This is a genomic window from Micromonospora aurantiaca ATCC 27029 (assembly GCF_000145235.1).
In the GTDB taxonomy this organism is placed as follows: Bacteria; Actinomycetota; Actinomycetes; order Mycobacteriales; family Micromonosporaceae; genus Micromonospora; species Micromonospora aurantiaca.
Window position 1 is genome coordinate 1,002,279 of the sequence record NC_014391.1, and the last position, 23,374, is coordinate 1,025,652.

21 protein-coding genes are annotated in these 23,374 nt (G+C 74.3%); 15 read left to right on the forward strand and 6 right to left on the reverse strand.

Annotation, left to right across the window (positions count from 1 at the left end; translation table 11 throughout):
• Window position 1: 1 nt before the first annotated feature.
• The 10 genes from nfi to efeB all read left to right on the forward strand — a co-directional run bounded on the left by nfi (window position 2) and on the right by efeB (window position 10,972).
• The gene (gene nfi / locus MICAU_RS04950) at window positions 2-721 is read left to right on the forward strand and encodes a deoxyribonuclease V (protein WP_013284193.1); all 720 of its coding nucleotides are present in this window, start codon (window positions 2-4) and stop codon (window positions 719-721) included.
• 105 nt (window positions 722-826) lie between these two features.
• Entirely contained in the window at window positions 827-1,774 is a 948-nt protein-coding gene (locus tag MICAU_RS04955) for a hypothetical protein (RefSeq protein WP_013284194.1), read from the forward strand.
• A gap of 199 nt (window positions 1,775-1,973) precedes the next feature.
• Complete coding sequence (locus tag MICAU_RS04960; RefSeq protein ID WP_013284195.1) at window positions 1,974-2,180, forward strand: Trm112 family protein; 207 nt, start codon at window positions 1,974-1,976, stop codon at window positions 2,178-2,180.
• A complete protein-coding gene (locus tag MICAU_RS04965) occupies window positions 2,177-3,373 on the forward strand; it encodes an SIS domain-containing protein (protein ID WP_030271147.1) in 1,197 nt (398 codons plus the stop codon). The genes MICAU_RS04960 and MICAU_RS04965 overlap by 4 nt, the downstream gene beginning before the upstream one ends.
• A 28-nt stretch (window positions 3,374-3,401) precedes the next feature.
• Window positions 3,402-4,424 carry a cation diffusion facilitator family transporter gene (locus MICAU_RS04970; protein ID WP_013284197.1) on the forward strand — a complete coding sequence of 341 codons (1,023 nt, stop codon included), beginning with the start codon at window positions 3,402-3,404 and terminating at the stop codon, window positions 4,422-4,424.
• Window positions 4,425-4,427: 3 nt separating this feature from the next.
• Window positions 4,428-5,588 carry a mannose-6-phosphate isomerase, class I gene (manA, locus tag MICAU_RS04975; protein ID WP_013284198.1) on the forward strand — a complete coding sequence of 387 codons (1,161 nt, stop codon included), beginning with the start codon at window positions 4,428-4,430 and terminating at the stop codon, window positions 5,586-5,588.
• A 288-nt stretch (window positions 5,589-5,876) separates the two neighbouring features.
• Entirely contained in the window at window positions 5,877-7,376 is a 1,500-nt protein-coding gene (gene ahcY, locus MICAU_RS04980) for an adenosylhomocysteinase (protein WP_013284199.1), read from the forward strand.
• Between the two features lie 187 nt (window positions 7,377-7,563).
• Window positions 7,564-8,493 carry an iron uptake transporter permease EfeU gene (gene efeU / locus MICAU_RS04985; protein ID WP_013284200.1) on the forward strand — a complete coding sequence of 310 codons (930 nt, stop codon included), beginning with the start codon at window positions 7,564-7,566 and terminating at the stop codon, window positions 8,491-8,493.
• 29 nt (window positions 8,494-8,522) lie between these two features.
• The gene (gene efeO / locus MICAU_RS04990) at window positions 8,523-9,653 is read left to right on the forward strand and encodes an iron uptake system protein EfeO (RefSeq protein ID WP_013284201.1); all 1,131 of its coding nucleotides are present in this window, start codon (window positions 8,523-8,525) and stop codon (window positions 9,651-9,653) included.
• The gene (efeB, locus tag MICAU_RS04995) at window positions 9,650-10,972 is read left to right on the forward strand and encodes an iron uptake transporter deferrochelatase/peroxidase subunit (RefSeq protein ID WP_013284202.1); all 1,323 of its coding nucleotides are present in this window, start codon (window positions 9,650-9,652) and stop codon (window positions 10,970-10,972) included. Before efeO ends, efeB begins: the two co-directional genes overlap by 4 nt.
• Before the next feature lie 7 nt (window positions 10,973-10,979).
• Here the strand turns inward: efeB and MICAU_RS05000 are convergent, their stop codons facing one another.
• Window positions 10,980-11,948 carry an RDD family protein gene (locus tag MICAU_RS05000; RefSeq protein WP_225319573.1) on the reverse strand — a complete coding sequence of 323 codons (969 nt, stop codon included), beginning with the start codon at window positions 11,946-11,948 and terminating at the stop codon, window positions 10,980-10,982.
• A 41-nt stretch (window positions 11,949-11,989) separates the two neighbouring features.
• On the opposite strand from MICAU_RS05000, the gene MICAU_RS05005 reads away from it, so the two are divergent.
• A complete protein-coding gene (locus MICAU_RS05005; protein ID WP_013284204.1) occupies window positions 11,990-12,943 on the forward strand; it encodes a stage II sporulation protein M in 954 nt (317 codons plus the stop codon).
• On the opposite strand, the gene MICAU_RS05010 is transcribed toward MICAU_RS05005, so the two are convergent.
• Genes MICAU_RS05010 through MICAU_RS05030 form a run of 5 tightly spaced genes read right to left on the reverse strand, consistent with a single transcriptional unit; the run spans window position 12,921 to window position 17,953 of the window.
• A complete protein-coding gene (locus MICAU_RS05010) occupies window positions 12,921-14,231 on the reverse strand; it encodes a DUF58 domain-containing protein (RefSeq protein WP_013284205.1) in 1,311 nt (436 codons plus the stop codon). The two genes, MICAU_RS05005 and MICAU_RS05010, sit on opposite strands and share 23 nt — an antisense overlap.
• Complete coding sequence (locus tag MICAU_RS05015; RefSeq protein ID WP_013284206.1) at window positions 14,228-15,205, reverse strand: AAA family ATPase; 978 nt, start codon at window positions 15,203-15,205, stop codon at window positions 14,228-14,230. Before MICAU_RS05015 ends, MICAU_RS05010 begins: the two co-directional genes overlap by 4 nt.
• Window positions 15,202-16,503, reverse strand: a complete 1,302-nt coding sequence (locus MICAU_RS05020) for a DUF4350 domain-containing protein (protein WP_013284207.1) — start codon at window positions 16,501-16,503, stop codon at window positions 15,202-15,204. The genes MICAU_RS05015 and MICAU_RS05020 overlap by 4 nt, the downstream gene beginning before the upstream one ends.
• Window positions 16,500-17,111 carry a DUF4129 domain-containing protein gene (locus MICAU_RS05025; protein WP_013284208.1) on the reverse strand — a complete coding sequence of 204 codons (612 nt, stop codon included), beginning with the start codon at window positions 17,109-17,111 and terminating at the stop codon, window positions 16,500-16,502. The genes MICAU_RS05020 and MICAU_RS05025 overlap by 4 nt, the downstream gene beginning before the upstream one ends.
• The gene (locus MICAU_RS05030) at window positions 17,108-17,953 is read right to left on the reverse strand and encodes a hypothetical protein (RefSeq protein ID WP_013284209.1); all 846 of its coding nucleotides are present in this window, start codon (window positions 17,951-17,953) and stop codon (window positions 17,108-17,110) included. Before MICAU_RS05030 ends, MICAU_RS05025 begins: the two co-directional genes overlap by 4 nt.
• Before the next feature lie 215 nt (window positions 17,954-18,168).
• Here MICAU_RS05030 and mtrA point away from each other — a divergent pair, with 215 nt between their 5' ends.
• Genes mtrA through MICAU_RS05050 form a run of 4 tightly spaced genes read left to right on the forward strand, consistent with a single transcriptional unit; the run spans window position 18,169 to window position 23,134 of the window.
• Window positions 18,169-18,858, forward strand: coding sequence for an MtrAB system response regulator MtrA (gene mtrA, locus MICAU_RS05035; RefSeq protein WP_013284210.1), 690 nt, complete (start codon window positions 18,169-18,171; stop codon window positions 18,856-18,858).
• 28 nt (window positions 18,859-18,886) lie between these two features.
• Entirely contained in the window at window positions 18,887-20,626 is a 1,740-nt protein-coding gene (mtrB, locus tag MICAU_RS05040) for an MtrAB system histidine kinase MtrB (protein WP_013284211.1), read from the forward strand.
• Window positions 20,623-22,422 carry an LpqB family beta-propeller domain-containing protein gene (locus MICAU_RS05045; RefSeq protein WP_013284212.1) on the forward strand — a complete coding sequence of 600 codons (1,800 nt, stop codon included), beginning with the start codon at window positions 20,623-20,625 and terminating at the stop codon, window positions 22,420-22,422. Before mtrB ends, MICAU_RS05045 begins: the two co-directional genes overlap by 4 nt.
• A 7-nt stretch (window positions 22,423-22,429) precedes the next feature.
• A complete protein-coding gene (locus MICAU_RS05050) occupies window positions 22,430-23,134 on the forward strand; it encodes a ComF family protein (RefSeq protein ID WP_013284213.1) in 705 nt (234 codons plus the stop codon).
• Window positions 23,135-23,374 lie beyond the last annotated feature (240 nt).

The following is a 23,374-nucleotide window of genomic DNA, read 5'->3' on the forward strand; positions in this document are numbered from 1 at the left end:
CATGCCCTCCACCGGCGGCCCGCCCGTGCCCCACCTGCCGCCCGCCGACGTGGCGGAGGCGCGACGCGTACAGGAGGAGTTGCGGTCCCGGGTGGACCTGATCGGGCCCGGTCCTGCCGCGCCCGCGACGGTGGCCGGGCTGGACGTGGCGTACGCGCAGGACGGTGACCTGCTCGCAGCGGCCGTCACGGTCCTCGACGCGGCCACCCTCGACGTGGTGGACGAGGCGGTGTGCGTGGGGCGTCCCGCCTTCCCGTACGTGCCGGGACTGTTCGCGTTCCGCGAGATGCCGGCGTTGCTCGCCGCGCTGGACCGGCTCACCACCCGTCCGGAGCTGTTGGTCTGTGACGGCCACGGGCTGGCGCACCCGCGCCGGTTCGGGCTGGCCTGTCATCTGGGCCTGGTGACCGGGCTGCCCACGATCGGGGTGGGCAAGACGCCGCTCGTCGGCTCGTGGACGGGCCCCGGTCCCGAGCGTGGTGACAGCGCCGACCTGTGTGACGAGGGCGAGGTGGTCGGGCGGGTGCTGCGGACTCAGGACGGTGTCCGGCCGGTCTTCGTGAGCGTCGGGCACCGGATGGGGTTGGACGAAGCGGTGGAGCGGGTACTGGCACTGACGCCCCGGTACCGGCTGCCGGAGACCACCCGTACGGCCGACCGGCTGTGCCGGCGGGCGCTCGCCGATGCAGGCGCGTCGGGCGGTGACCTGGGCGGGCGGTGATCGCGTGGCGCTGCACACATGTGGCGTGCTCGATGCGCGGGTGCCTGGAGGGGCCGGTAGTAACCTGACCGGCGGATCCGGTCCGGACGCAACGGTGAGGTGGAGATGTCGGCAGGGCGGCACGCGGCGCGGTGGGCCATGGTCGGCGCGCTGCTGGGTGGCCTGATCGCCGTCCCGGCGTCACCGGCGTCGGCCCGGGACGACCGGGTGGGACTGCGCGCGGCGAAGAGCTTCACCGCCGGTGGTCCGCCCGGGACGGTGGCGGTCGAGGTGCGCAAGCGCACGGACGGCTGCGTGCAGTTGCGTACCGCGGTCGGGCTCCGGCTGGAGGGCCTGCGGGCGGACCAGGTCCGGGTGCAGGTGGCGTCCGGCGGCCGATGGGTGCCGGTGCAGGTCTCCGGGGACGGCGGCGCCGTCGCCACCGCCGCGGTGGCCCCGGTCGACCGGCCGCTGTGCAAGGGCAAGGGCGTCACCGTGCGTTACCGGGTGTCCTTCCTGGCCGGGGCCGTCGGCGGCCGGCTGGAGCTGGCCGGTGAGGCGAGCGCCGCGAACGGCGACGTGCTCGGCCGCGCCGGCGGGTCGGCCCGGCTGGTGGGCGCGCCGACGCCGAGTCCCAGCCCGTCCCGTAAGCCCTCGCCGACGCCCAGCGCGAGCGAGACCACGCCGGCCGAGGCGACCGACACGTCGCCGGTGGCCGCCGCCGTCGCCCCGGCCACCGCCGCGGCCGACGACTCGTCGTTCGGAGGTTCCATGATCATGTGGTTCGGTATCGGGCTGGTGCTCGTCGGCGCCGCCCTCATCGTCCTGCTGCTGCGCCGCAACCGCGCCGACCGCAGCGGTGGCGGCGTGGACGCCGGCCTCCCGCCGGTCCCGCTGCCGCGCAGCACCACCACCTACCGCTCCGGCACGCCCGGACCGGCCCCCACGGTGTACGGGGGCGCGACACCGCCCCGCCCGGCCGGCAACGTGTACGGCGCGCCCGCGCCCGCTCCGACGCCGCCGGCCCCGCCTGCCGGGGATGCGACGAGCGTCTTGCCCCGCTTGCCGGACTGAGCCGGAACCCGACCCGGTCCCGGGGTTACCGTGACTGTGGGTGGTCATGCCGTGACCCGGTAGCCGCCACCTGCCCGGCCGGAGGACGGAACACCGGGGCCGAACGGGGCCCGGTGCCGGGGCCGCTCGGCCGATAAGATCGCGTGCGCCGATCGGCACCGCCGACCGGTGAGACCGCATACGTGGAAGGAGCCGCGCCGTGGCCCTGGACCCGCAGTTGCTCGACATCCTCGCCTGCCCGGACACGCACCACGCCCCGCTCGACTACGACGCGCAGGCGCAGACGCTCACCTGCACCGAGTGCGGTCGCATCTTCGAGGTCCGGGACGACGTCCCGGTGCTCCTGCTGGACGAGGCGCGCGGTGGACCCGCCGCCGACGACGCGCGGGGCGGGTCGTCGCGGTGATGGAGGGTACGGCCGGGGTCAGCGGCCACCGGCACGCCGACGAGGCCCTGCTGGACGACGCGGCGCAGCTCTCCGAGCGGGATCCGGGCGGCATGCTCCGGTTCACCGCGTCCGCGGGCGCCCAGGTGCGCGAGTCGGCGGCGCTGGCCGCCGAGGCGAACCTGTCGGTGCTCGCCGACGACGGGCGACCCCGCGCGGTGGTCATCGCCGGCATCGGCACCGCCGGGCGTACCGGTGACGTGCTGGCCACCGTCGCCGGGCCGCGCTGCCCGGTGCCGGTCATCCCGCACCGCAGCGCCGGCGTGCCGGGCTGGGTGGGCGCGGCGGACGTGGTCATCGCGGTGAGCGCGTCGGGCCGCAGCCCGGAGGCGCTGGGCGCGGCCGAGGCGGCGCACCGGCGCGGTGCCCGGCTGGTCGCGGTCGGCGCGCCCGACTCGCAGCTCCAGTCGGTGGCCGAGCGGGCCCGCGCGCCGTTCATCCCGGTGCCCCGGCGCGCGCCGGCCCGGGCCAGCCTCTGGGCGCTCACCGTGCCGGTTCTGCTGGCCGCCCGTACCCTCGGGCTCGTGAAGGTCAACGAGGCGGATCTGGCCGAGACGGCGGCCCGGCTGGACGCCGACGCCGATCGATGCCGGCCGACCGCCGAGTCCTTCGTCAACCCGGCGAAGTCGCTGGCGCTCGGCCTGTCCGGTTCGATCCCGATCGTGTGGGGTTCGTCCCCGCTGGCCACCGTGGCCGCCCGGCGGTTCGGTGACACGTTGTCCGCGAACGCCCGCTACCCGGTGGTCGCCGGTGCGCTGGGCGAGGCGGGCCGGGGCCGCGTCGGCCTGCTCGACGGCGTGTTCGGCGGTCTGGCCGAGGGCGAGCGGGACATCTTCGCCGACCCGGGCGACGACGAGCCCGACGGCACCCGGCTACGGCTGGTGCTGCTGCGCGACGGCGGGCTCAACGCCGACGACGACACCGACGAGCCGCTGGCGGTCGAGGAGCGCCGCGCGGACGCGGTGCAGACGCTTGCCGAGCGGCGCGGGGTGCGCTGCGACGTGGTGACCGCCGAGGGCGGCTCCGCGCTGGAGCGGCTCGCGTCGCTGGTGGCGGTCCCCGACTTCGCCTCGATCTACCTGGCCCTGGCGCACGGGCTGGACCCGATGGCGGTACCGGCAATCACGGAGATGAAGGAGCTGGCAAACCAGTGAGCACACGGGGCATCGAGCGAGGCGGGGAATGAGCGCAAACGGGGGCACGAAGGCGATCGTCGCCGCCCTGGCGGCGAACCTCGGCATCGCCGTCACCAAGTTCATCGCGTTCGCCCTCACCGGCTCGTCGTCGATGCTGGCCGAGTCGATCCACTCGGTGGCCGACTCGGGTAACCAGGGCCTGCTGCTGCTCGGCGGCCGGCGGGCCAAGCGGCAGGCCACGCCGCAGCACCCGTTCGGGTACGGCCGGGAGCGCTACATCTACGCCTTCATCGTGGCGATCGTGCTGTTCAGCATCGGTGGCCTGTTCGCGCTCTACGAGGCGTACCACAAGGCGTCCGACCCGCACCCGATCGACAACTGGCAGTGGGTTCCGGTGGTGGTGCTGGTCGCGGCGATCGTGATGGAGAGCTTCTCCTTCCGTACCGCGATCAAGGAGTCGAACCTGGTCCGGGGCAAGCAGTCCTGGGTCCGGTTCATCCGTCGCGCCAAGGCGCCGGAGCTGCCGGTGGTGCTGCTGGAGGACTTCGGCGCCCTGGTCGGTCTGGTCTTCGCGTTGTTCGGCGTCGGCATGACGCTGATCACCGGAGACGGCATGTGGGACGCCGCGGGCACCGCGATGATCGGTGTGCTGCTGGTGATCATCGCGATCACGCTGGCGATCGAGACCAAGAGCCTGCTGCTCGGCGAGGGTGCCGAGCAGAGCGAGCTGGACAAGATCGAGCAGGCTGTGACCAGCGGTCCCGAGGTCGAGCGGATCATCCACATGAAGACGCTCTACCTCGGCCCCGAGGAGCTGATGGTGGCCGCGAAGATCGCGGTGCCGGCCTGGGAGACCGCCCAGGACCTGGCGCGTGACATCAACGCGGTCGAGGCGCGGATCCGCCGCGAGGTGCCCACCGCCCGGGTGATCTACCTGGAGCCGGACATCTACTCGCCCGCCGCCGAGCGGGCCGGCACCGGGCAGGCGGCGGACACCGCCGTCCCGGAGGCCGTGACCAGTGGTGGGGCGCAGCCGGCCGACGAGGTGGCCGGGCGGCCCGGGAGCTGACCGATGGAGTTGTTGCAGGGCCGGATCCGTGACTACGCCTGGGGCTCGCGCACCGCGATCGCCGAGTTGCAGGGGCGGCCGGTGCCGAGCAACGGGCCGGAGGCGGAGCTGTGGCTGGGCGCCCACCCGGGCGCCCCGGCCACTGTGCAGCGCGACGGCCGACCGGTCAGCCTCACCGAACTGCTGGTGGCCGAGCCGGGCCACTGGCTGGGTGAGCGGCTGGTCGGCCGGTTCGGCACCCGGCTGCCGTTCCTGCTGAAGGTGCTGGCCGCCGACGCGCCGCTGAGCCTCCAGGCGCATCCGGACGCCGAGCAGGCCCGCGCCGGGCACGCCGCCGACGTGGGGCGGGTCAACTACGTCGACCCGTACCACAAGCCGGAGTTGCTGGTGGCGCTCTCGGAGTTCGACGCGCTGTGCGGCTTCCGCGATCCGGGGGAGTCGGCGGCGGCGATCGCCGCGTTCGGCGTACCCGCGCTGGAGCCTGTGGTGGCGGCGTTGCGCGACGGGCCGGCGGGGCTGCGGGAGGCGGTACGCCTGCTGTTGAGCTGGCCCCGGGCGGAGCGGGCGGGGCTGGTGGCGGCCGTGCTGGCGGCGGCGGAGGCCGGGCCGGCCTCGGCGGACGCCGAGCTGGTCCGCACGCTCGCGTCGGGCTATCCGGCCGACCCGGGCGTGGTGGTGGCGTTGCTGCTGCACCACGTCCGGCTGGCGCCCGGCGAGGGCATCTGGATGCCGGCCGGGAACCTGCACGCCTACCTGCGCGGCACCGGCGTCGAGATCATGGCGGCCAGTGACAACGTGCTGCGCGGCGGGCTGACCCCGAAGCGGGTCGACGTGGACGAGCTGCTGCGGGTGCTCCGGTTCGAGGTGCTGACCCAGCCGGTGCTGCGGCCGGAGCAGGTGGAGCCGGGGGTGCTGACCTGGCCGGTGCCGGTGGAGGACTTCGCGCTGCACCGGGTCGAGGTGGCTGCCGGGTCGCCGGGGGTGCGGCTGACGCTGCCCGGACCACGTGTGGTGCTCTGCCGGGCCGGGAAGCTGACCGTTGACGACGGCGTGGGCGTGGTGACGCTGGACGCGGGTCAGGCAGCGGTCGGTACGGCGGCCGGTGGCCCGCTGACGGTGGGCGGGGCGGGCGAGGCGTTCGTCGCCACTTGCGGCATGCACTGATCTGCGCAAGTCCGACTTTCCCGAAATAGCTTGACGGTCACGCTGCGTGGTGTGACTCTATGGGTACGCAGCGTTGTCGCGACGAAGGTCCGGTGACGTGCGGGGGAACCAAACCGGGGGGATGCGCGGGGCGGCCGGGCCGTGGGTGGAAAGTCCGCTCACGACCGACCGCCCCGTGCGCTGTCCGCCGACCGGCCGATTGCGCGGTCGGCCAACCGGGCACGGGTCGAGTGGCCCGCGAGCGTAAGGTGGAAGGCTGCGCACCACCATCGTTCGACAGGAGCTTCCATGACCAGCACCCTCCCGGCGGCCTCCAGCGGCGCGTCGTCGCAGGCCCGGCCGAGCACCCTCGCCGAGGGCGACTACAAGGTGGCGGATCTGTCGCTCGCCGCGTTCGGGCGCAAGGAGATCCGGCTCGCCGAGCACGAGATGCCCGGCCTGATGGCGATCCGGCGTGAGTTCGCCGAGACCCAGCCGCTGGCCGGCGCCCGCATCACCGGTTCGCTGCACATGACCGTTCAGACCGCCGTCCTGATCGAGACCCTTGTCGCGCTCGGCGCGCAGGTCCGCTGGGCGTCCTGCAACATCTTCTCCACCCAGGACCACGCCGCCGCGGCGATCGTGGTCGGCCCCGAGGGCACCCCGGAGGCCCCGGCCGGCGTGCCGGTCTACGCCTGGAAGGGCGAGACGCTGCCGGAGTACTGGTGGTGCACCGAGCAGGTGCTGGCGTGGCCCGACGGGCAGGGCCCGAACATGATCCTGGACGACGGCGGCGACGCCACCCTGCTCGTCCACAAGGGCGCCGAGTTCGAGAAGGCGGGCGTCGTGCCGCCGGTCGAGTCCGCCGACTCCGAGGAGTACGCGGTCATCCTCGAACTGCTGCACCGCTCGCTGGCCGAGGACGGCCAGCGCTGGACCCGGATCGCCGCCGGCATCAAGGGCGTCACCGAGGAGACCACCACCGGTGTGCACCGGCTCTACGAGATGCACCGCGCCGGCACGCTGCTCTTCCCGGCCATCAACGTCAACGACTCGGTGACGAAGAGCAAGTTCGACAACAAGTACGGCTGCCGCCACTCGCTCATCGACGGCATCAACCGCGCCACCGACGTGCTGATCGGCGGCAAGATGGCTGTCGTCATGGGCTACGGCGACGTGGGCAAGGGCTGCGCCGAGTCGCTGCGCGGCCAGGGCGCCCGGGTCGTGGTGACCGAGGTCGACCCGATCTGCGCGCTCCAGGCGGCGATGGACGGCTACCAGGTCGCCACGCTCGACGACGTGGTGGAGCAGGCCGACATCTTCATCACCGCGACCGGCTGCTTCGACGTCATCACCAACGAGCACATGGCCCGGATGAAGCATCAGGCCATCGTGGGCAACATCGGCCACTTCGACAACGAGATCGACATGGCCGGCCTGGCCAAGCGCAGCGACGTGACCAGGGAGAACATCAAGCCGCAGGTCGACGTGTGGCGCTTCGACGACGGCCACGCCATCATCGTGCTCTCCGAGGGCCGCCTGCTGAACCTGGGCAACGCCACCGGCCACCCGAGCTTCGTGATGTCGAACTCGTTCGCCAACCAGACGATCGCCCAGATCGAGCTGTTCACCAAGACCGAGGAATACCCGATCGGCGTCTACGTGCTGCCCAAGCACCTGGACGAGAAGGTCGCCCGGCTGCACCTGGACGCGCTCGGCGCGAAGCTGACCACGCTGACCAAGGAGCAGGCCGCCTACCTGGGCGTCTCCCCGGAGGGCCCGTTCAAGTCGGACCACTACCGCTACTGAGTTCCGCGCTCCCGGAGGGACCGGGGTCGGCCGCCGCGCGGCCGTCCCGGTCCTTTTCGCGTACGGGGGGAGTCCGGCGGATGTCGAGCCGGGTGACGTTACCCGGATCGGCTTGACGTTTGCTGTGAACAGGAGCAAGGTATGGCTGCCCTAAGTTAACTGAGGCAAGCCTGACTACGGAGTATCCATGTTCGCCACGTACCTGATCGGCCTGCGCGAGGGCCTGGAAGCGACCCTCGTGGTCAGCATCCTCGTCGCCTTCCTGGTCAAGTCGCAGCGCCGGGACCGGCTGCCGCAGGTGTGGGCCGGCGTCGGCCTGGCCCTGGCGCTCTCCGTCGGCTTCGGCTCCCTGATCCAGTACACCTCCACCTCGCTGCTGCGCACCTCCGAGTCGCGCGAGCTGTTCGAGGCGGTCACCTCGGTCGCCGCCGTGGTCTTCGTGACCTGGATGATCTTCTGGATGCGCCGGGCCGCCCGCACCATCGCCGGTGAGCTGCGCGGCAAGCTCACCGACGCGCTCGCCGTCGGCTCCCTGGCGGTCGCTGGCATGGCGTTCCTCGCCGTGATCCGCGAGGGTCTGGAGACCGCGCTGATCTTCTACGCCGCGGCCGAGAGCGCGGCCGGCGGAACCGGGCCCGGCTCGCTGCTCGCCCTGGCCGGGGGTATCGCCACCGCCGTCGTGATCGGCTTCCTGCTCTACCGCAGCGCGGTACGGATCAACCTGAGCCGGTTCTTCACCTGGACCGGCGCGCTGCTCATCCTGGTCGCGGCCGGCATCCTCAAGTACGGCGTGCACGACTTCCAGGAGGCCGGCGTGCTGCCCGGCCTGAACGACCTGGCCTTCGACATCTCGGGCACGCTCGACCCGGGCTCCTGGTACGGCGCGCTGCTCGCCGGCATGTTCAACGTCACCGCCGCGCCGACGGTGCTGGAACTGGTCGCCTGGGTCGCGTACGCGGTGCCGGTGCTCGTCCTCTTCCTGCGCAAGCCGGCCAAGCCCGCGAAGCCGGTGCAGCCCGACGAGCCGGTTCAGCCCGACGAGCCGGCCGCCGACACGTCCGCCGAGACGTCCGCCGCGCCAGCCGGCGCCGCCGCCGTTCCGTCCCCCCGCTCCTGACCCGCCCGTTTCCGAGGAGACCCCGCACGATGCGTACCACTCGACTCGTCGCGCCCGCCGCCGCCGGGCTGCTCGCCGTCGCCGGACTGACCGGCTGCGGGGGCGGTGACGACGCCGACGCCACGAACGGCGGGCCGATCGCCGTCAAGGCCACCGACACCGTCTGCGAGGTCGGCGACACCGAGATCGACGCCGGTCAGGTGACCTTCAAGGTGACGAACACCGGTTCCAAGGTCAACGAGTTCTACGTCTACGCGGCCGGTGACCGGGTGATGGGCGAGGTGGAGAACATCGCCCCCGGGCTCAGCCGCGAGCTGCGGGTCGAGCTGACCGCCGGCACGTACGAGACGGCCTGCAAGCCGGGGATGAGCGGCCGGGGCATCCGGGGCGCGCTGAAGGTCTCCGGAACCGCCGCCACAGTCGCCCCCGACGCCGCGCTGACCCAGGCCACCGAGAGCTACCAGCGGTACGTGCGCAGCCAGACCGCCGCGCTGCTGACGAAGACCGAGGAGTTCGTGGCGGCGGTCAAGGCGAACGACGTGGCCAAGGCCAAGGCGCTGTACCCGGTGGCCCGCACCTACTGGGAGCGGATCGAGCCGGTCGCGGAGAGCTTCGGCGACCTCGACCCGAAGATCGACGGCCGCGAGGAGGTGGTCGAGGAGGGCATGGAGTTCACCGGCTTCCACCGGATCGAGAAGGACCTCTGGACCACCGGGGACGTCAGCAAGGACGGCCCGATCGCCGACCGGCTCCTGGTCGACGTGAAGGCGATCGTCGCCAAGGCGGACGCCGAGAAGCTCACCCCGCTCCAGCTCGCCAACGGCGCCAAGGCGCTGCTCGACGAGGTCGCCAGCGGCAAGATCACCGGCGAGGAGGAGCGTTACTCGCACACCGACCTCTGGGACTTCAACGCCAACCTGGAGGGCTCGAAGGCGGCGATCGCGGCGCTGCGCCCGGCGCTGGAGCAGCGCGCGCCCGACCTGGTGAAGCAGCTCGACAGCGAGTTCGCGAACGTGGAGGCAACCCTCGGCAAGCACCGGGACGGCGACGGCTGGAAGCTGCACACCCAGCTCGGCAAGGCCGAGCTCAAGGAGCTGTCGGACGCGGTGAACGCGCTGGCCGAGCCGGTCAGCAAGGTCGCGGCGGCAGTCGCGCGATGACCGGCCCGGCCGGTGGTGACGCGACGAGCGAGCCGAACCGCGAGCGGACCGGTCGCGGCCTGTCCCGCCGCCGGGCGATGACCCTGGCCGGCGTCGGTGTGGCCGGCGTCGCCGGGGTGGCGGGCGGCGCTGGCGCGCTGCTCGCCGGCGGGAACGAGGCCTCAGCCACCGGCTCCGCCGCCGGGTCGGTGCCGTTCCTCGGCGAGCACCAGGCCGGCATCACCACCCCGGCCCAGGACCGGCTGCACTTCGTCGCGTTCGACGTGGTCACGAAGGACCGGGACCGGCTCGTCGCCATGCTCCAGGAGTGGACCGCCGCCGCGGCCCGGATGACCGCCGGCAAGGACGCCGGGGTGATCGGCGCCGTCGGCGGCATGCCCGAGGCTCCGCCGGACGACACCGGCGAGGCGCTCGGACTGCCCCCGTCGCAGCTCACCCTCACTGTGGGCTTCGGGCCGACGCTGTTCCGCGACGCGCAGGGCCGGGACCGCTTCGGCATCGCCGCCCGCCGCCCGGCCGCCCTCGCCGACCTGCCGCACTTCGCCGGGGACGCGCTCAGGCCGGAGCTGTCAGGCGGAGACCTCTGCGTTCAGGCCTGCGCCAACGATCCGCAGGTGGCGGTGCACGCCATCCGCAACCTGGCCCGGATCGGCATGGGAGTGGTGAGCGTCCGCTGGTCGCAGCTCGGCTTCGGGCGTACCTCGTCGACGTCGCGGGACCAGGCCACGCCGCGCAACCTGTTCGGCTTCAAGGACGGCACCGCCAACCTCAAGGCCGAGGACGCGGGCCTGCTCCGCGACCAGCTCTGGGTGCAGCCCGGTGACGGCCCGGAGTGGATGACGGGTGGCTCCTACCTGGTCACCCGGAAGATCCGGATGCTGATCGAGACGTGGGACCGCAGCCCGCTGGCCGAACAGGAGATGATCGTCGGGCGGACCAAGGGCAGCGGCGCGCCGCTGGGCCTCCGGGACGAGTTCGACGAACCGGACTTCGCCGCGAAGGGCGACGACGGGGAGCCGCTCATCGCCGACACCGCACACGTACGGCTCGCCCACCCGGACGCGAACAACGGCGCCCGCCTGCTGCGCCGCGGCTACAACTTCGTGGACGGCTCGGACGGGCTGGGCCGGCTCGACGCCGGTCTGTTCTTCATCGCCTATCAGCGGGATCCGCGCCGGCAGTTCGTGCCGATCCAGACCCGGCTGGCCCGCAACGACGCGATGAACGAGTACCTGCGGCACGTCTCCAGCGGCCTGTTCGCCTGCCCGCCCGGCGTACGCGACGCCGCCGACTGGTGGGGGCGAGGGCTGTTCGGCTGAGCCCGGCTCAGCGGCGCACCGGATCGGGGGCGGCCTCCGGCGCCGCGGACCGCAACCGGCCGACGGCCGGCGCGGCGGGACGCAGGGTGGCCGGCGCGACGGCGTGCGGCACCGCGGCCGGGGGCGGGACCAGCTCCGGCCAGAGCGTGGCGGTGACCGCCCGGGCGCGGCCCAGCCGGAGCGCGGCCCGGCGCCCCCGCTCGGCCAGCACGGCGGACAGGTAGACCCAGTCCGGCGCGGACCACGGCGGAGGCGGCGAGGTGACCGCCGCGGCCTCCACCCACAACGCCCGGCCCAGCCGGGAACGGTCCGGCTCGGCGAGCTGAGGCAGCCGGTCCAGATACTGCCGGACGGCCAGCGCCAGCCCGTCGTCGAACCGGGTCAGGTCGAGCGTGGTCGCCCAGGCCAGCAGCGGCGGCGGAGCCGGCGGCAGCGGCCGCCACAGCGCGGCGCCTCGACTGTGCACCACGAGCGTGCCGGCGACCAGGTCACCCAGCCGGCGGCCGCGCGGGTCGGTGAGCATCACCGTGACGCTCGCCGCCCAGCTCAGCAGCGGCAGCACCAGCCCGGGCCACTCCACCGCGACGCCCACGAGCGCCCGGGTCAGCGACTGGCCCACCCCCACCGGGCCGCCGTCGGCCCGCACCACCCGCAGCCCCACGGCCAGCTTGCCCACCGTCCGGCCACCGGCGAAGCGCTCCATCACCACCGGATAACCGAGCAGGACCAGCACCAGCAGCACGACCTGGAGCGCGCCGGCCAGCGCGGCGTCGAGGAGGTCGCCCAGCAGGGCGAGCGCCACCATGGCCAGCACTGCGCCGAGCAGCAGGAACAGCACGAGCTGGATCACGGCGTCGATCAGCAGGGCGAGCACCCGGGAGCCCAGCCGGGCCACCCGGACGTCCAGCTCCACCGCCTCGCCGCTGACCAGACCGGCGTCGGCCCAACTGGGCGGTGGGGGAGGTTGCGCGCGCACCCCGACAGTGAACACCATGGACGCCGAACGGGGGAGGGTGAGTGGATCTCGACGCGTACGTGGCCGAGCACGGCGCCGAATGGCGGCGGCTGGAACACCTGACCGGCCGGCGTCGCCTCGACGCGGCCGAGGTCGACGAACTGGTGGCGCTCTACCAGCGCAGCGCCACACACCTCTCCGCGCTGCGCGCCCGGGCACCCGAGCCGACGCTGGTGAACCGCCTGTCCCACCTGGTCCTCGCCGCCCGGGCCCGGGTCACCGGCCGCCCCCGGCTGTCCTGGGCGGCGGTGGGCCGGTTCCTGGCCGCCGACCTGCCCGCCGCCCTCTACCGGGCCTGGCCGTGGTGGTGCGGCGTGGCCACGGCGTTCAGCGCCCTGAGCGCCTTCCTCATCTGGTTCGTCGCCGGTAACCCGGACACCGCCGCCGCGTTCGTCGGCCCCGAGGCCGCCCGGCAGCTCGTGGACTCCGGTTTCGCCGGCTACTACACCGAGTTCGCCGCGCCCACGTTCGCGTTCCACCTGTGGACGCACAACGCCTGGCTGGCCGCCCAGTGCCTGGCCGCCGGCGTGCTCGTGGTACCGGTGCTCTGGCTGCTGTGGCAGAACGCGCTGAACATCGGCGTGGTCGGCGGCGTGATGATCTCCTACGGCCGGGCGGACGTCTTCTTCGGCATGATCACCCCGCACGGACTGCTGGAGCTGACCGGCATCTTCGTCGCCGCCGGGGTCGGACTGCGGACCGCCTGGGCCTGGATCGCTCCGCCCGCGCACCTCGGGCGCGGCCGCGCGGTCGCCGAGGCGGGACGGCTCGCCGTCGTGGTCGCCGCCGGCCTGGTCGGCCTCTTCGCGGTCTCCGCGCTGATCGAGGCGTTCGTGACCCCGGCGCCGGTGCCGATCCCGCTGCGGGTGGCCGCCGGCGCCGCGGTGTGGCTGGCCTTCCTGGCGTACGCGCTGGTGCTCGGCCGGCGCGCGGTCAGAGCTGGCCGAGAGACTTGAGCCGCAGATAGGTGTCGGCGACGGCCGGGGCCAGCCGGTGCCCCGGTACGTCCACCACAGTCACGCCGTAGCGCGACAGGGCGGCGCGTACCCGGTCCCGTTCGGCCAGCGCCCGCCACGCCGACGCGGCCGCGTACGGGTCGTCCGGGCCGGCCGGGGTGGCAGTGGCGAGCCGGTTCAGCACCGGGTCGCCGGCCGCGGCCAGCACCACCCGGTGCCGGGTCGCCAGCCGGGGCAGCACCGGCAGCAGCCCGTCGCCGATCGCGCCCGCCTCCAGCGCGGTGAACAGCACCACCAGGCTGCGCTGCCGCTCCCGGCGCAGCACCTCGGCGGCGATCAGCTCGAAGTCGGTCTCGGCCAGCGCGGGCTGCAACGGCGCCACCGCGTCGACCAGCCGGGCGAGCAGCGCCGGACGGCCGCTGCCGGTCACCCGGGCCCGGATCTCCGTGTCCGCCGCCAGCAGGTCCACCCGGTCACCGGCCCGGGCGGCGAGCGCGGTGAGCAGCAGCGCCGCGTCGATGGCGGTGTCCAGCCGCGGCTCGTCGCCGAGGCGTACCGCCGACGTGCGGCCGGTGTCCAGGACGCAGACCAGCCGCCGGTCCCGCTCCGGGCGCCAGGTGCGCACCAGCACGTCGGCGCGGCGGGCGCTGCCCCGCCAGTCGATCGAGCGGACGTCGTCGCCCACCGCGTACTCGCGCAGCGTGTCGAACTCGGTGCCGTGACCGCGCCCCCGGGTCACCTGCACGCCGTCGATGACCCGCAGCCGGGCCAGCTTCTCCGGCAGGTGCCGGCGGGAGTCGAAGCGCGGCAGCACCCGCAGCGTCCACTGTGGCGTGGCGGGATGCCCGGCGCGTTGCCTCGCGCCCAGGCGCATCGGCCCGAGCGAGCGTACGGTCAGCGCCACCGCCGGCCGGTCGCCGCGCCGGGTCGGGGTGAGCCGGACCGGCAGCGTGGCGGTGCCACCGGGCGGCACGGTGAGCAGGCGGTCCGGCGGCACGTCCGGGCGCGCCCCGGCCGACGGCACCCAGGCGTCGCGTACCTGGGCGTGGAGCGTGCGATCGGTGGGGTTGGCCAGGTGCAGGGTGACGGTGGCGGTGCCGCCGAGGCGGACCGTCCGCTCCCCGGACCGGGTCACCGTGAGCGCGTCCGGCGGGACCGCCATCGCCCGGTCGAGCAGCACCAGCAGCAGGACCGTCGCGGTCAGTACGGCGACGCCGAGGAACGGCGCCGGCCAGGCCGGCAGGGTCAGCGCGCCCGCGCCGAGCAGCAGACCCGCCCGCCAGGTCATCGCGGCGTCGGCACGGTGGCCAGCACCGAGTCCAGCACGGCGTCCACAGTCACGCCCTCGAGTTCCGCCTCCGGACGCGGGCGCAGCCGGTGCCGCAGCGTGGGCCGGGCGACCGCCTTGACGTCGTCCGGGGTGACGTGGTCGCGGCCGGCCAGCCAGGACCACGCCTTGGCGGCGTTGAGCAGCGCGGTGGCGCCCCGGGGGGACGCGCCCAGCTCCAGCGCCGGAGCGGACCGGGTGCCCCGGCACAGGTCCACGATGTAGCCGAGCACCGGCTCGGCCACGTGCACCATCCGCACCTCGGCCCGGGCGGCGGCCAGGTCCGACGCGTCGGCCACCGGGCGTACGCCCGCGGCACGCAGGTCGCGCGGGTCGAAGCCGGCGTGGTGCGCCCGCAGCACGCCCAGCTCCTCCTCGCGCTCCGGCAGCGGCACAGTCAGCTTGAGCAGGAAACGGTCGAGCTGCGCCTCGGGCAGCGGGTAGGTGCCCTCGTACTCGACCGGGTTCTGGGTGGCCGCGACGATGAACGGGTCGGGCAGCGGGCGGCGCTCGCCCTCGACGGAGACCTGCCGCTCCTCCATCACCTCCAGCAGCGCCGACTGCGTCTTGGGCGGGGTGCGGTTGATCTCGTCGGCGAGCAGCAGGTTGGTGAAGACCGGCCCCTCCCGGAACGTGAACGCGGCGGTGCGCTGGTCGAAGATCAGCGAGCCGGTGACGTCGCCGGGCATCAGGTCGGGGGTGAACTGCACCCGCTTGGCGTCCAGGTCGAGCGCGGCCGCCAGCGTCCGCACCAGCAGCGTCTTGGCCACTCCCGGTACGCCCTCCAGCAGCACGTGCCCCCGGCAGAGCAGGGCGATCACCAGGCCGGTCACCACGGCGTCCTGCCCGACGACGGCCTTGGCGACCTCGGCGCGCAGCCGGTGCAGGGCGGCGCGGGCGCCGGACGGGGCGGTGGTCGTGACGGGTCCGGTCACCGGGTGTCTCCTTCGCTGGGATGCGGGGCCAGGGTACGGGTCAGGACGTCCAGTTCGCGGGCCAGCTCCAGCAGCTCGCGGTCCTTCTCCGGGGCGGGGCCGTGGAGCAGGTCGGCCACCCGTTCCGGGTCGGCGCCGGCGCGCTCGGCGACCCGGGCGGCCACCTCGTCGTCGGGCGTGCCCGGGGGCAGGTTGAGCCGGGTCGTCAGCCGGTCCAGCGCGGCGTCGCGCAGCGTCGCGGCGACGGTGTCCCGGGCGCCCGCCCGGCGGTAGAGCCGCGCCCGGCCGCGTACCGTCTCGGCGGACCGGACGGTCACCGGCAGCGGCTCCGACACCGGCGGCCCGAGCCGGCGGGCCCGCCAGAGCACCACGAGCAGGCCGGCCAGGGCGAGCTGCACCATGAGGGCCCAGAACCACTGCGGGAAGGCGCCCCAGAGCGGGTTCTCCCGCGGCGGGTCGGCGCGGTCGGGCGGGTCGGGCCGTTCCGACCTGCCGCTGCCGGCCGGGGCGGGCTCCTCGGTGAACGGCTCCGGGGACCAGCTCGGACCGGTCGGGGCCGACGCCGGCTCGGGCAGGTCGAGCCAGACCAGCGGGCGGTCGCCGCCGAGCAGGCCGGTGGCGAGGGCCTCGTTGCCCCACTCGCCGATCCGGTCGTTGCGGAACGGGTCGCTGGCGCCGGCCAGCACCACCTCGACCCGGCCGGGGACGCGCAGCAGCGCGCCGCCGTAGCAGTGGTCCACCTCGGCCGGTCCGGCGTACCGCTGGAGGTCGATCGCCGCCGTGCCGGCCCGGACCGCCTCGGGCAGCGGGCAGGGCGTGCCGTCGGCGTCCGGCGGCACCGCGCGGGCGGCCCAGCGCCCGCCGGCCGGTTCGACAGGGGTGTCCAACTCGGCGAGCACCCGCCGGGACGGCTCGACGAGCACCAGCCGGCTGCCGGGCGGCAGGGTGGTCAGCCCGTCGAGCAGGTCCGGGTGCACCAGGCCGGGCGCGGGCACGAACAGCGTGCTCGGCCCGGCCCCGGCGGTACGCAGCGCCGCCGCCAGATCCGTCTCCCGGCGTACCGGCACGCCCTGCGTCCGCAGCGCCTCGGCGAGCCGGCTGGCGCCGTCGTCGTCGGTGGCGACCGGGGACAGGAAACCGGGCTCGTCGGCGTCGGGCCGGTCGACCGCGCGCAGCACGAGCGTGGTCACGATCAACAGCACTGCGAGCCCGAGCGGGACGATCAACCGGTACGGACGCCGGCGTGGCGCCGCCGTGGCCGCCGCCGTCACGGTCTCCGGTACGACTGTGGCCGTCACCGCGGCTCCTCCCCGGTCAGCTCGCGGCTCAGGTCGGTGGCGAGTTCACGCATCCGCCGGTCGTGCGCGGCGGTCGCGGGACGCTGGGCGTACCAGAGGTCGGAGAAGATCGCCCCGGCCGCGTGCAGCGTCGGCCGGACCTGCGGCCGGTTACGGGCCGCCGCCTCGGTCAGCTCGACGACGGTGAGCCCGGGGCGGGGTTCCACCACCTGCCGGACGACCAGCAGCCGGACCATCTCGCGCAGGCGCTCCCGGACCGCCTCGGCGTACCGGCCCTCGGCCGCCAGCCGGTCGGCCGGCCCGAGCCCGCCGGCCGGCACGGGTTCCGGGGTCCGGGGCGCGGGCAGGCGTACCGGCGGCGGATCGGTGCGCTTCCGGCTGCGCCGCCGGAACCGAGGCAGGCGGAACCGGGGTAGGCGGAACCGGGGCAGCCGTGGACGCCGCCACCGGGGGAGACTGAACCGGGGCAGCCGGCGGGGCACCCAGGCCGGGAAGAAGTACCAGCCCAGCGCCGCCAGCAGCGCGACCGCCAGCAGGATCAGCGCGACCAGCGGCAGCGGCACCACGTCACCGAGGGCCGCGACCGTCTCGGTCCACCACCGGCTCACCGGTGCGCCGCCAGCAGGACCGGCTCGGGCACGTCGGCCGGCGCGCGGGAGAGCCGGATGTCCAGCCCTTCGGTGCGGACCCGGGTCTCCAGGTGCAGCACCGCGTCCAGGCAGGCGAGCGCCGGGTACGCCAGCGCGTTCACAGCGGTGAACGCGGCGATCGTCACCGGCAGCGCCCAGGCCGAGACGTCGAACAGGCCCAGCATGGTGAGGCCCTGGTAGAGACCCAGCCCGATGCCGAGCCGGATCAGCCACCAGCCCAGGTAACCCAGCAGCCGTATCGCGGCGGCCCGCGCGCTGACCCGGCCGGCCAGGCGTAGCGCCCGCCAGGGCACCAGGTGCGCGGGCACCCCGTCCAGCACCAGGACCGGCACCACCAGGCCGAGCAGCGCGTACGCCGGGAACCAGCCCGGCCCGGTCAGCCCGGCGGCGGCGACGGTCAGCCCGACCAGGACGGCGGCCGGCAGTGCCGCGCCGAGCCGGGCGCCGCGCAGCAGCTCCGACGGTGCGGGACGGCGCCCCAGAAGCGCCGCGCCGGCGCCGCGAGCCGCAGGGGCGCCGAGCAGCGCGACGATCGCGGCCTCGGTGCCCGCGCCGGCCGCCAGCAGCAGCCAGTACGCGGGGAGGGAGTCGCCGAACTCCGCCGGCCACCAGAACGGCGGTTCGGTCCCGGCGAGCATCCGCAGCGGGTGAAGCACCGCCTGTTCGGCGAGGGCCAGCAGCAGGGCGAGCGGGACGAGCACCCGGGCCTGGTCGCGCAGCAGCAGCACGGCCGCGTCGAGCAGCTCGCCGACGGTCAGCGGACGGCGCGGCAGCACCGCGGTCGGGCCGGCGTCGGGCACGCGTACTCCTGGGCGGGGCGAGCGGAGGTGGCGGGCGGGGCGACGCCCGGGGGATCATGGTTGCACGGCGGGTCCGCATCCGGTGGACCCGTCCGCCCCGGCGCGCCACGCTGGGCGGCCACGCCGACTTGCTGTGGTGCGCGGGGCCGCTCGGCGCTACGGTCTCGTGGAGACGCCGAACACTCCAGACGAACGGGGATGGAACGATAAACCCCATGAGAGCCCGGGTACTCGTGGTCGACGACGACCCCGCCCTCGCCGAGATGCTCGGCATCGTGCTGCGCAGCGAGGGCTTCGTGCCGTCCTTCGTCGCGGACGGCGAACGGGCGCTGGCCGCGTTCCGCGACAACCGACCCGACATCGTCCTGCTCGACCTGATGCTGCCGGGCATGAGCGGCATCGACGTGGCCCGCGCCATCCGGGGCGAGTCCGGCGTGCCGATCGTGATGCTGACCGCCAAGAGCGACACAGTCGACGTGGTGCTCGGGCTGGAGTCCGGCGCCGACGACTACGTGGTCAAGCCGTTCAAGCCCAAGGAGCTGGTGGCCCGGATGCGGGCCCGGCTGCGCCGCGGCGAGGACGTGGCGCCGGAGATGCTGACCATCGGCCCGCCCGGCAACCAGATCACCATCGACGTGCCGGCCCACACGGTCAGCCGCGACGGCGAGGAGGTGAAGCTGACGCCGCTGGAGTTCGACCTGCTGGTCGCGCTCGCCCGCAAGCCGCGTCAGGTCTTCACCCGCGAGGTGCTGCTGGAGCAGGTCTGGGGCTACCGCCACGCGGCGGACACCCGCCTGGTCAACGTGCACGTCCAGCGGCTGCGCGCCAAGATCGAGCCGGATCCGGAGCGACCCGAAATCATCCTCACCGTGCGGGGCGTGGGCTACAAGGCGGGTACCGGATAGCCTGGTCAGCACTGTGGTGACCACCCCGATGCCCGACCCGCCGACCGCCGCGCCCCGCCGGCTCCACGCCGTGCGGGCGATCTGGCTCGCCCTGACCGGCCGGGTCGCCCGGCTGGTGGCCGCGGTGCACCAGGCGTGGCGGCGGTCGCTCCAGGTCCGTGTGGTCACCATCACGCTGGTGGCGTCGAGCCTGCTGGTGGGCGGTTTCGCCTATCTGATCGCTGACAAGATCACGAGCATCCTGCTGGAGAACGCCGAGACCGACGTGCGGCTGCGGTTGAGCAACGGCAGCGAGTACGCGGCCAAGCAGTTCAACCTCTACAGCCAGCCGCAGGAGGCGCAGCTCCAGAACACCATCGACGGCACCGTCAACTACCTGGCCGGCGGAGACCCCACCCAGACCAGCGGCGTGGTGGTGGCGATCACCGCCGACAACTTCGCCGAGTTCATCGAGCCGCGTACGACGCCCGACGTGCCGGTGGGCGCGGTGATCGGCGACGAGCTGCGGGCCACAGTCGCCTCCGGCAAGGTCGCACACCAGATCCGTACCGGCTCGCTCGGCGGCGAGCGGACGAAATACCTGGTCTACGGCTCCCCGGTGCCCACCAAGTTCGGGCAGGTCGAGCTCTACTACCTCGTACCGCTGGCCCGGCAGGACGCGACGGCGGCCGACGCCCGGGCCACGGTGGTCGCCACCGGCGTCGCGCTGGTGCTGCTGCTCGGCCTGCTGGCCGCCCTTGTCACCCGCCTGGTGGTGACGCCGGTACGGGTGGCCGCGCGCACCGCGCAGCGGCTCTCCGCCGGCCTGCTCGACCAGCGCATGGTGGTCTCCGGCGAGGACGACCTCGCCCTGCTGGCCGCCTCGTTCAACCAGATGGCGACGAACCTGCAACGGCAGATCCTCCGGCTGGAGGAGATGTCCCGGCTGCAACGCCGGTTCACCTCAGACGTCTCGCACGAGCTGCGGACACCGCTGACGACGGTACGGATGGCAGCCGACCTGATCTTCGCCGAGCGCGACGAGTTCGACCCGGCGGTGGCCCGCAGCGCCGAGCTGCTCCAGGCCGAGCTGGACCGGTTCGAGGAACTGCTCACCGACCTGCTGGAGATCAGCCGGTTCGACGCCGGCTTCGCGGTGCTGGACAGCGAGCCGACCGACCTGGTGCCGGTGGTGCACCGGGTGACCGAGCGGCTGGCCGGGCTGGCCGAGCGGGTCGGGGTGACCATCGAGCTGGACCTGCCGGACACTCCGGTGATCGCCGAGGTCGACCCGCGCCGCGTCGAGCGGGTGCTGCGCAACCTGGTCGGCAACGCGGTCGAGCACGGCGAGGCCAAGCCGGTACGGATCACCCTGGGCCAGGACCAGAGCGCGGTGGCGATCACCGTGCGGGACCACGGGGTCGGCCTCAAGCCGGGGGAGGAGAAGCTGGTGTTCAACCGCTTCTGGCGGGCCGACCCGTCGCGCGCCCGGCAGACCGGCGGCACCGGGCTGGGCCTGTCGATCAGCCTGGAGGACGCCCGCCTGCACGGCGGCTGGCTGGAGGCGTGGGGCGCGCCGGGGCAGGGCGCGCAGTTCCGCCTCACCCTGCCGGCCCGGGCCGGGGACCGGCTCACCACCTCCCCGCTGCGGCTGGTGCCGGCCGACGCCACGGTGCCGTTCGGCGGCCCCCGCGACGGCGGGCTGCCCGCCGTCGGGCCCGGCGGCGGCGTCGCGGCGCTGACCGCCGGACCGGCCGGCGGAAGCGACCACGCGGAGGCGCGGCCGTGAACCGCCGCGTCCTGGCCCTGCTGCTGACCGGCGCGCTGCTGCCGGCCGCGCTCGCCGGGTGCGGCATCCCGGACCAGACGGACGTGCAGGTGGACGGCTCGGTGCCGGCCGCCGAGTCCGGGGCGCTCAACGGCAGCCCGGCCCGGCCGCCCGAGCCGGCCGACAGCAGCGAGCCGGTGCCCTTCATCGAGAACTACCTGCGGGCCGCCGCGGCAGGGGAGCGCGACCAGGCGTACGCCCGGGCCCGGAAGTTCCTCGCCGCGGAGGCCCGCGACCTGCTTCCCGGCAAGCCGCAGACCAGCGAGGTCGAACTGACAGTGGTGCGGCTGCGGGAGAAGCCGGAGAGCACGCCGCCCAACAACCAGGGCACCAGCACCGTGACGCTCAAGGTGCAGCAGGTGGGCGTGCTGCGCGCCGACGGCACGCTCGGCCCGCCGGTGGCGAGCGAGACGCAGTACGCCTTCGAGCTGCGCCGGGCCGAGCAGGCCGGTACCGGCCTGCTGATCACCGAGCTGCCGAACGTGCTGCTGGCCAGCGACTCGGCGATGCGCGAGTACTACCGTCCCCGCACCGTCTACTTCTGGAACACCGACCTGACCCGGCTGGTGCCGGACCAGCGCTACCTGCCCTCGTCGGCGCCGACCGAGCGCCGGATCACCGAGGTGATGAAGTGGCTGGCCGACCGCCCGTCGGACTGGCTGGCCCCCGGCGTGACCGGGCTGCCCGACGGCACCCAGCTGATCAACAATGCGACCGGCGCCGACGGCCACTGGGAGATAAACCTGAACATGCCGGGCGCCAACGAGCAGCGGCTGACCCGGCTCGGCACTCAGCTGGCATGGTCGCTGTCGGACCTCGACGGCCAGGTCGACCTGAAGATCCAGAACCAGAAGCGGCTCACCGTCGACCTGCGGCGGGAGCGCGTCTCCACCGCCGCCTATCCACGCGGCGGCGATCCGATGCGGTTCGCCGTCTACGACGGCGCCGTCCGCCCCCTGGCGTTCGGCAACGAGTCGCGTGCCGCCGTTCCGCTGCCGCCCGCGGAGAACCGCAACGTGGTCTCCGCGTCGCTCGCCCGCGCCGACGACCAGGTGCTCGCCGCGCTCGTGGTGACTGGGTCGGACAACCGCAGGCGGCTCAAGGTGGGCACCGGTCCGGAACCGGTCGCGATGCTCAGCCCCGGCGACCGTACGTTCCGGGCGATGAGCCGTCCCACCTGGCTGCGGTCGCTGAACAAGGCCCGCCCGGCCGGTCTGGTGGCGGCGGACGGCCGGCTCTACCGGTTCGACGGCGCGGGCAGGATGAGCGAGATCCCGCTGTCCGTTCCCGGGCCGGTGACGGCTGTGGCCGGTTCCCTCGACGGCCACCGGATCGCGCTGGCCTCCGGCGGCGCGGTCTTCGTCGCCGCGGTGAGCGTCGACGGTGGCGTGGTCAGCCTCGGACAGCCCCGCCGGGTGACCACGCTGCTCACCGGCGTGACAGTGGTGGACTGGGTGGCGGAGAACGAGCTGGCGCTCGCCGGCAACGAGGCGGACCGGCGTTCGGCGATCCACCAGCTCAGCGTCGACGGTGCCTGGGAGACCCCGCTGGCGGTGGAGATCGGCGCCCCGGTGACCCAGCTCGCCGGCTATCCGGGCGGCGGCGACCGCGGCCTGGCCGCGTTCTCGTTCATGTTCGAGACGGACGGCGCGGCCTGGCGGAACAACCCGTTCGACTACGTGAAGCGGGAGCAGGTGCTCGACGTCCCGTCGGGCAGCCGGGCGACCAACCCGACCGCGCCGTTCTTCCTCTACTGAGCCGTCCGTGCGTGACCTGGGCGGGCTCTGGTCGGACCTGGCCGACCTGGTGCTGCCCGCCGGGTGCGCGGGCTGCGGCGCGGGATCGGTACGGCTGCGGCACGGCTTCTGCCCCGGCTGCGTGCGGGAGCTGGAGTCGCTGCGTCCCGCACCTGCCCGGCCCGATCCAGCTCCGCCCGGCCTGCCGCCCTGCGTCGCGCTCGGCCCGTACGGCGGCGCGCTGCGCGAGGGTCTGCTGGCGTACAAGGAACGGGGCCGGCACGGGCTGGCCCGGCCGTTGGGCGCGCTGCTCGCCGAGGTGGTCGCGGTGGCGGCAGGGCAACCCGGCCCGGTCACGCTCGTGGCGGTGCCCGACACCGCTCGCGCCGCCCGGGCCCGCTACGGCGACCACCTCGACCGGCTCGTCCGGCCGGCGGCGGCCCGGTTACGCGCGGCCGGCTGGCCGGTACGCGTGCTGCGCCCGCTGCGGGCGCTGCCCCGGACCGACTCGGTGGCGCTGGACAGCGCCGGGCGGGCCGCCGCGGCCGAGGAGGCGTTCCGGTTGCGCCGCCCGTCGGCCGGCCACCGGCCGGGGGAGACGGTCGTGCTGCTCGACGACATCGTCACCACCGGCGCCACGCTGGCGGCGGTGAGCCGGATGTTGCACCGCGCGGGAATGACGCCAAAGGCCGCGGCCGTGCTCGCCGCAACGCAAAAGCGGCACCGTCGGTGACGCTTCGTGTATCCGTTTCACCCCATGGTGTATGAGCTGTTAAATTTCGCGACCGCCTTCGGCAACCAGGGGTGACGGTTGGCCGTACAGGAGTTAGCGTTTCGGTGTCGGGGGTAGTGAGGGTCAAACCTTCCCCCGGCACTGGAAGGAGGCGTAGCCGAACAACACCGGTCGACGCCGAGCGGGGCCCTCCCGGGTGCGTCGACCGGATGATCCGGACCGAACGACCGTCCGAACAAG

Excerpts from the sequence above, each read along its gene's own strand:
- nfi (WP_013284193.1), top strand. The coding sequence starts at position 2 with ATGCCCTCCACCGGCGGCCCGCCCGTGCCCCACCTGCCGCCCGCCGAC.
- MICAU_RS04955 (WP_013284194.1), top strand. The coding sequence starts at position 827 with ATGTCGGCAGGGCGGCACGCGGCGCGGTGGGCCATGGTCGGCGCGCTG.
- MICAU_RS04970 (WP_013284197.1), top strand. The coding sequence starts at position 3,402 with ATGAGCGCAAACGGGGGCACGAAGGCGATCGTCGCCGCCCTGGCGGCG.
- manA (WP_013284198.1), top strand. The coding sequence starts at position 4,428 with ATGGAGTTGTTGCAGGGCCGGATCCGTGACTACGCCTGGGGCTCGCGC.
- ahcY (WP_013284199.1), top strand. The coding sequence starts at position 5,877 with ATGACCAGCACCCTCCCGGCGGCCTCCAGCGGCGCGTCGTCGCAGGCC.
- efeU (WP_013284200.1), top strand. The coding sequence starts at position 7,564 with ATGTTCGCCACGTACCTGATCGGCCTGCGCGAGGGCCTGGAAGCGACC.
- efeO (WP_013284201.1), top strand. The coding sequence starts at position 8,523 with ATGCGTACCACTCGACTCGTCGCGCCCGCCGCCGCCGGGCTGCTCGCC.
- efeB (WP_013284202.1), top strand. The coding sequence starts at position 9,650 with ATGACCGGCCCGGCCGGTGGTGACGCGACGAGCGAGCCGAACCGCGAG.
- MICAU_RS05010 (WP_013284205.1), bottom strand. The coding sequence starts at position 14,231 with ATGACCTGGCGGGCGGGTCTGCTGCTCGGCGCGGGCGCGCTGACCCTG.
- mtrA (WP_013284210.1), top strand. The coding sequence starts at position 18,169 with ATGAGAGCCCGGGTACTCGTGGTCGACGACGACCCCGCCCTCGCCGAG.
- mtrB (WP_013284211.1), top strand. The coding sequence starts at position 18,887 with ATGCCCGACCCGCCGACCGCCGCGCCCCGCCGGCTCCACGCCGTGCGG.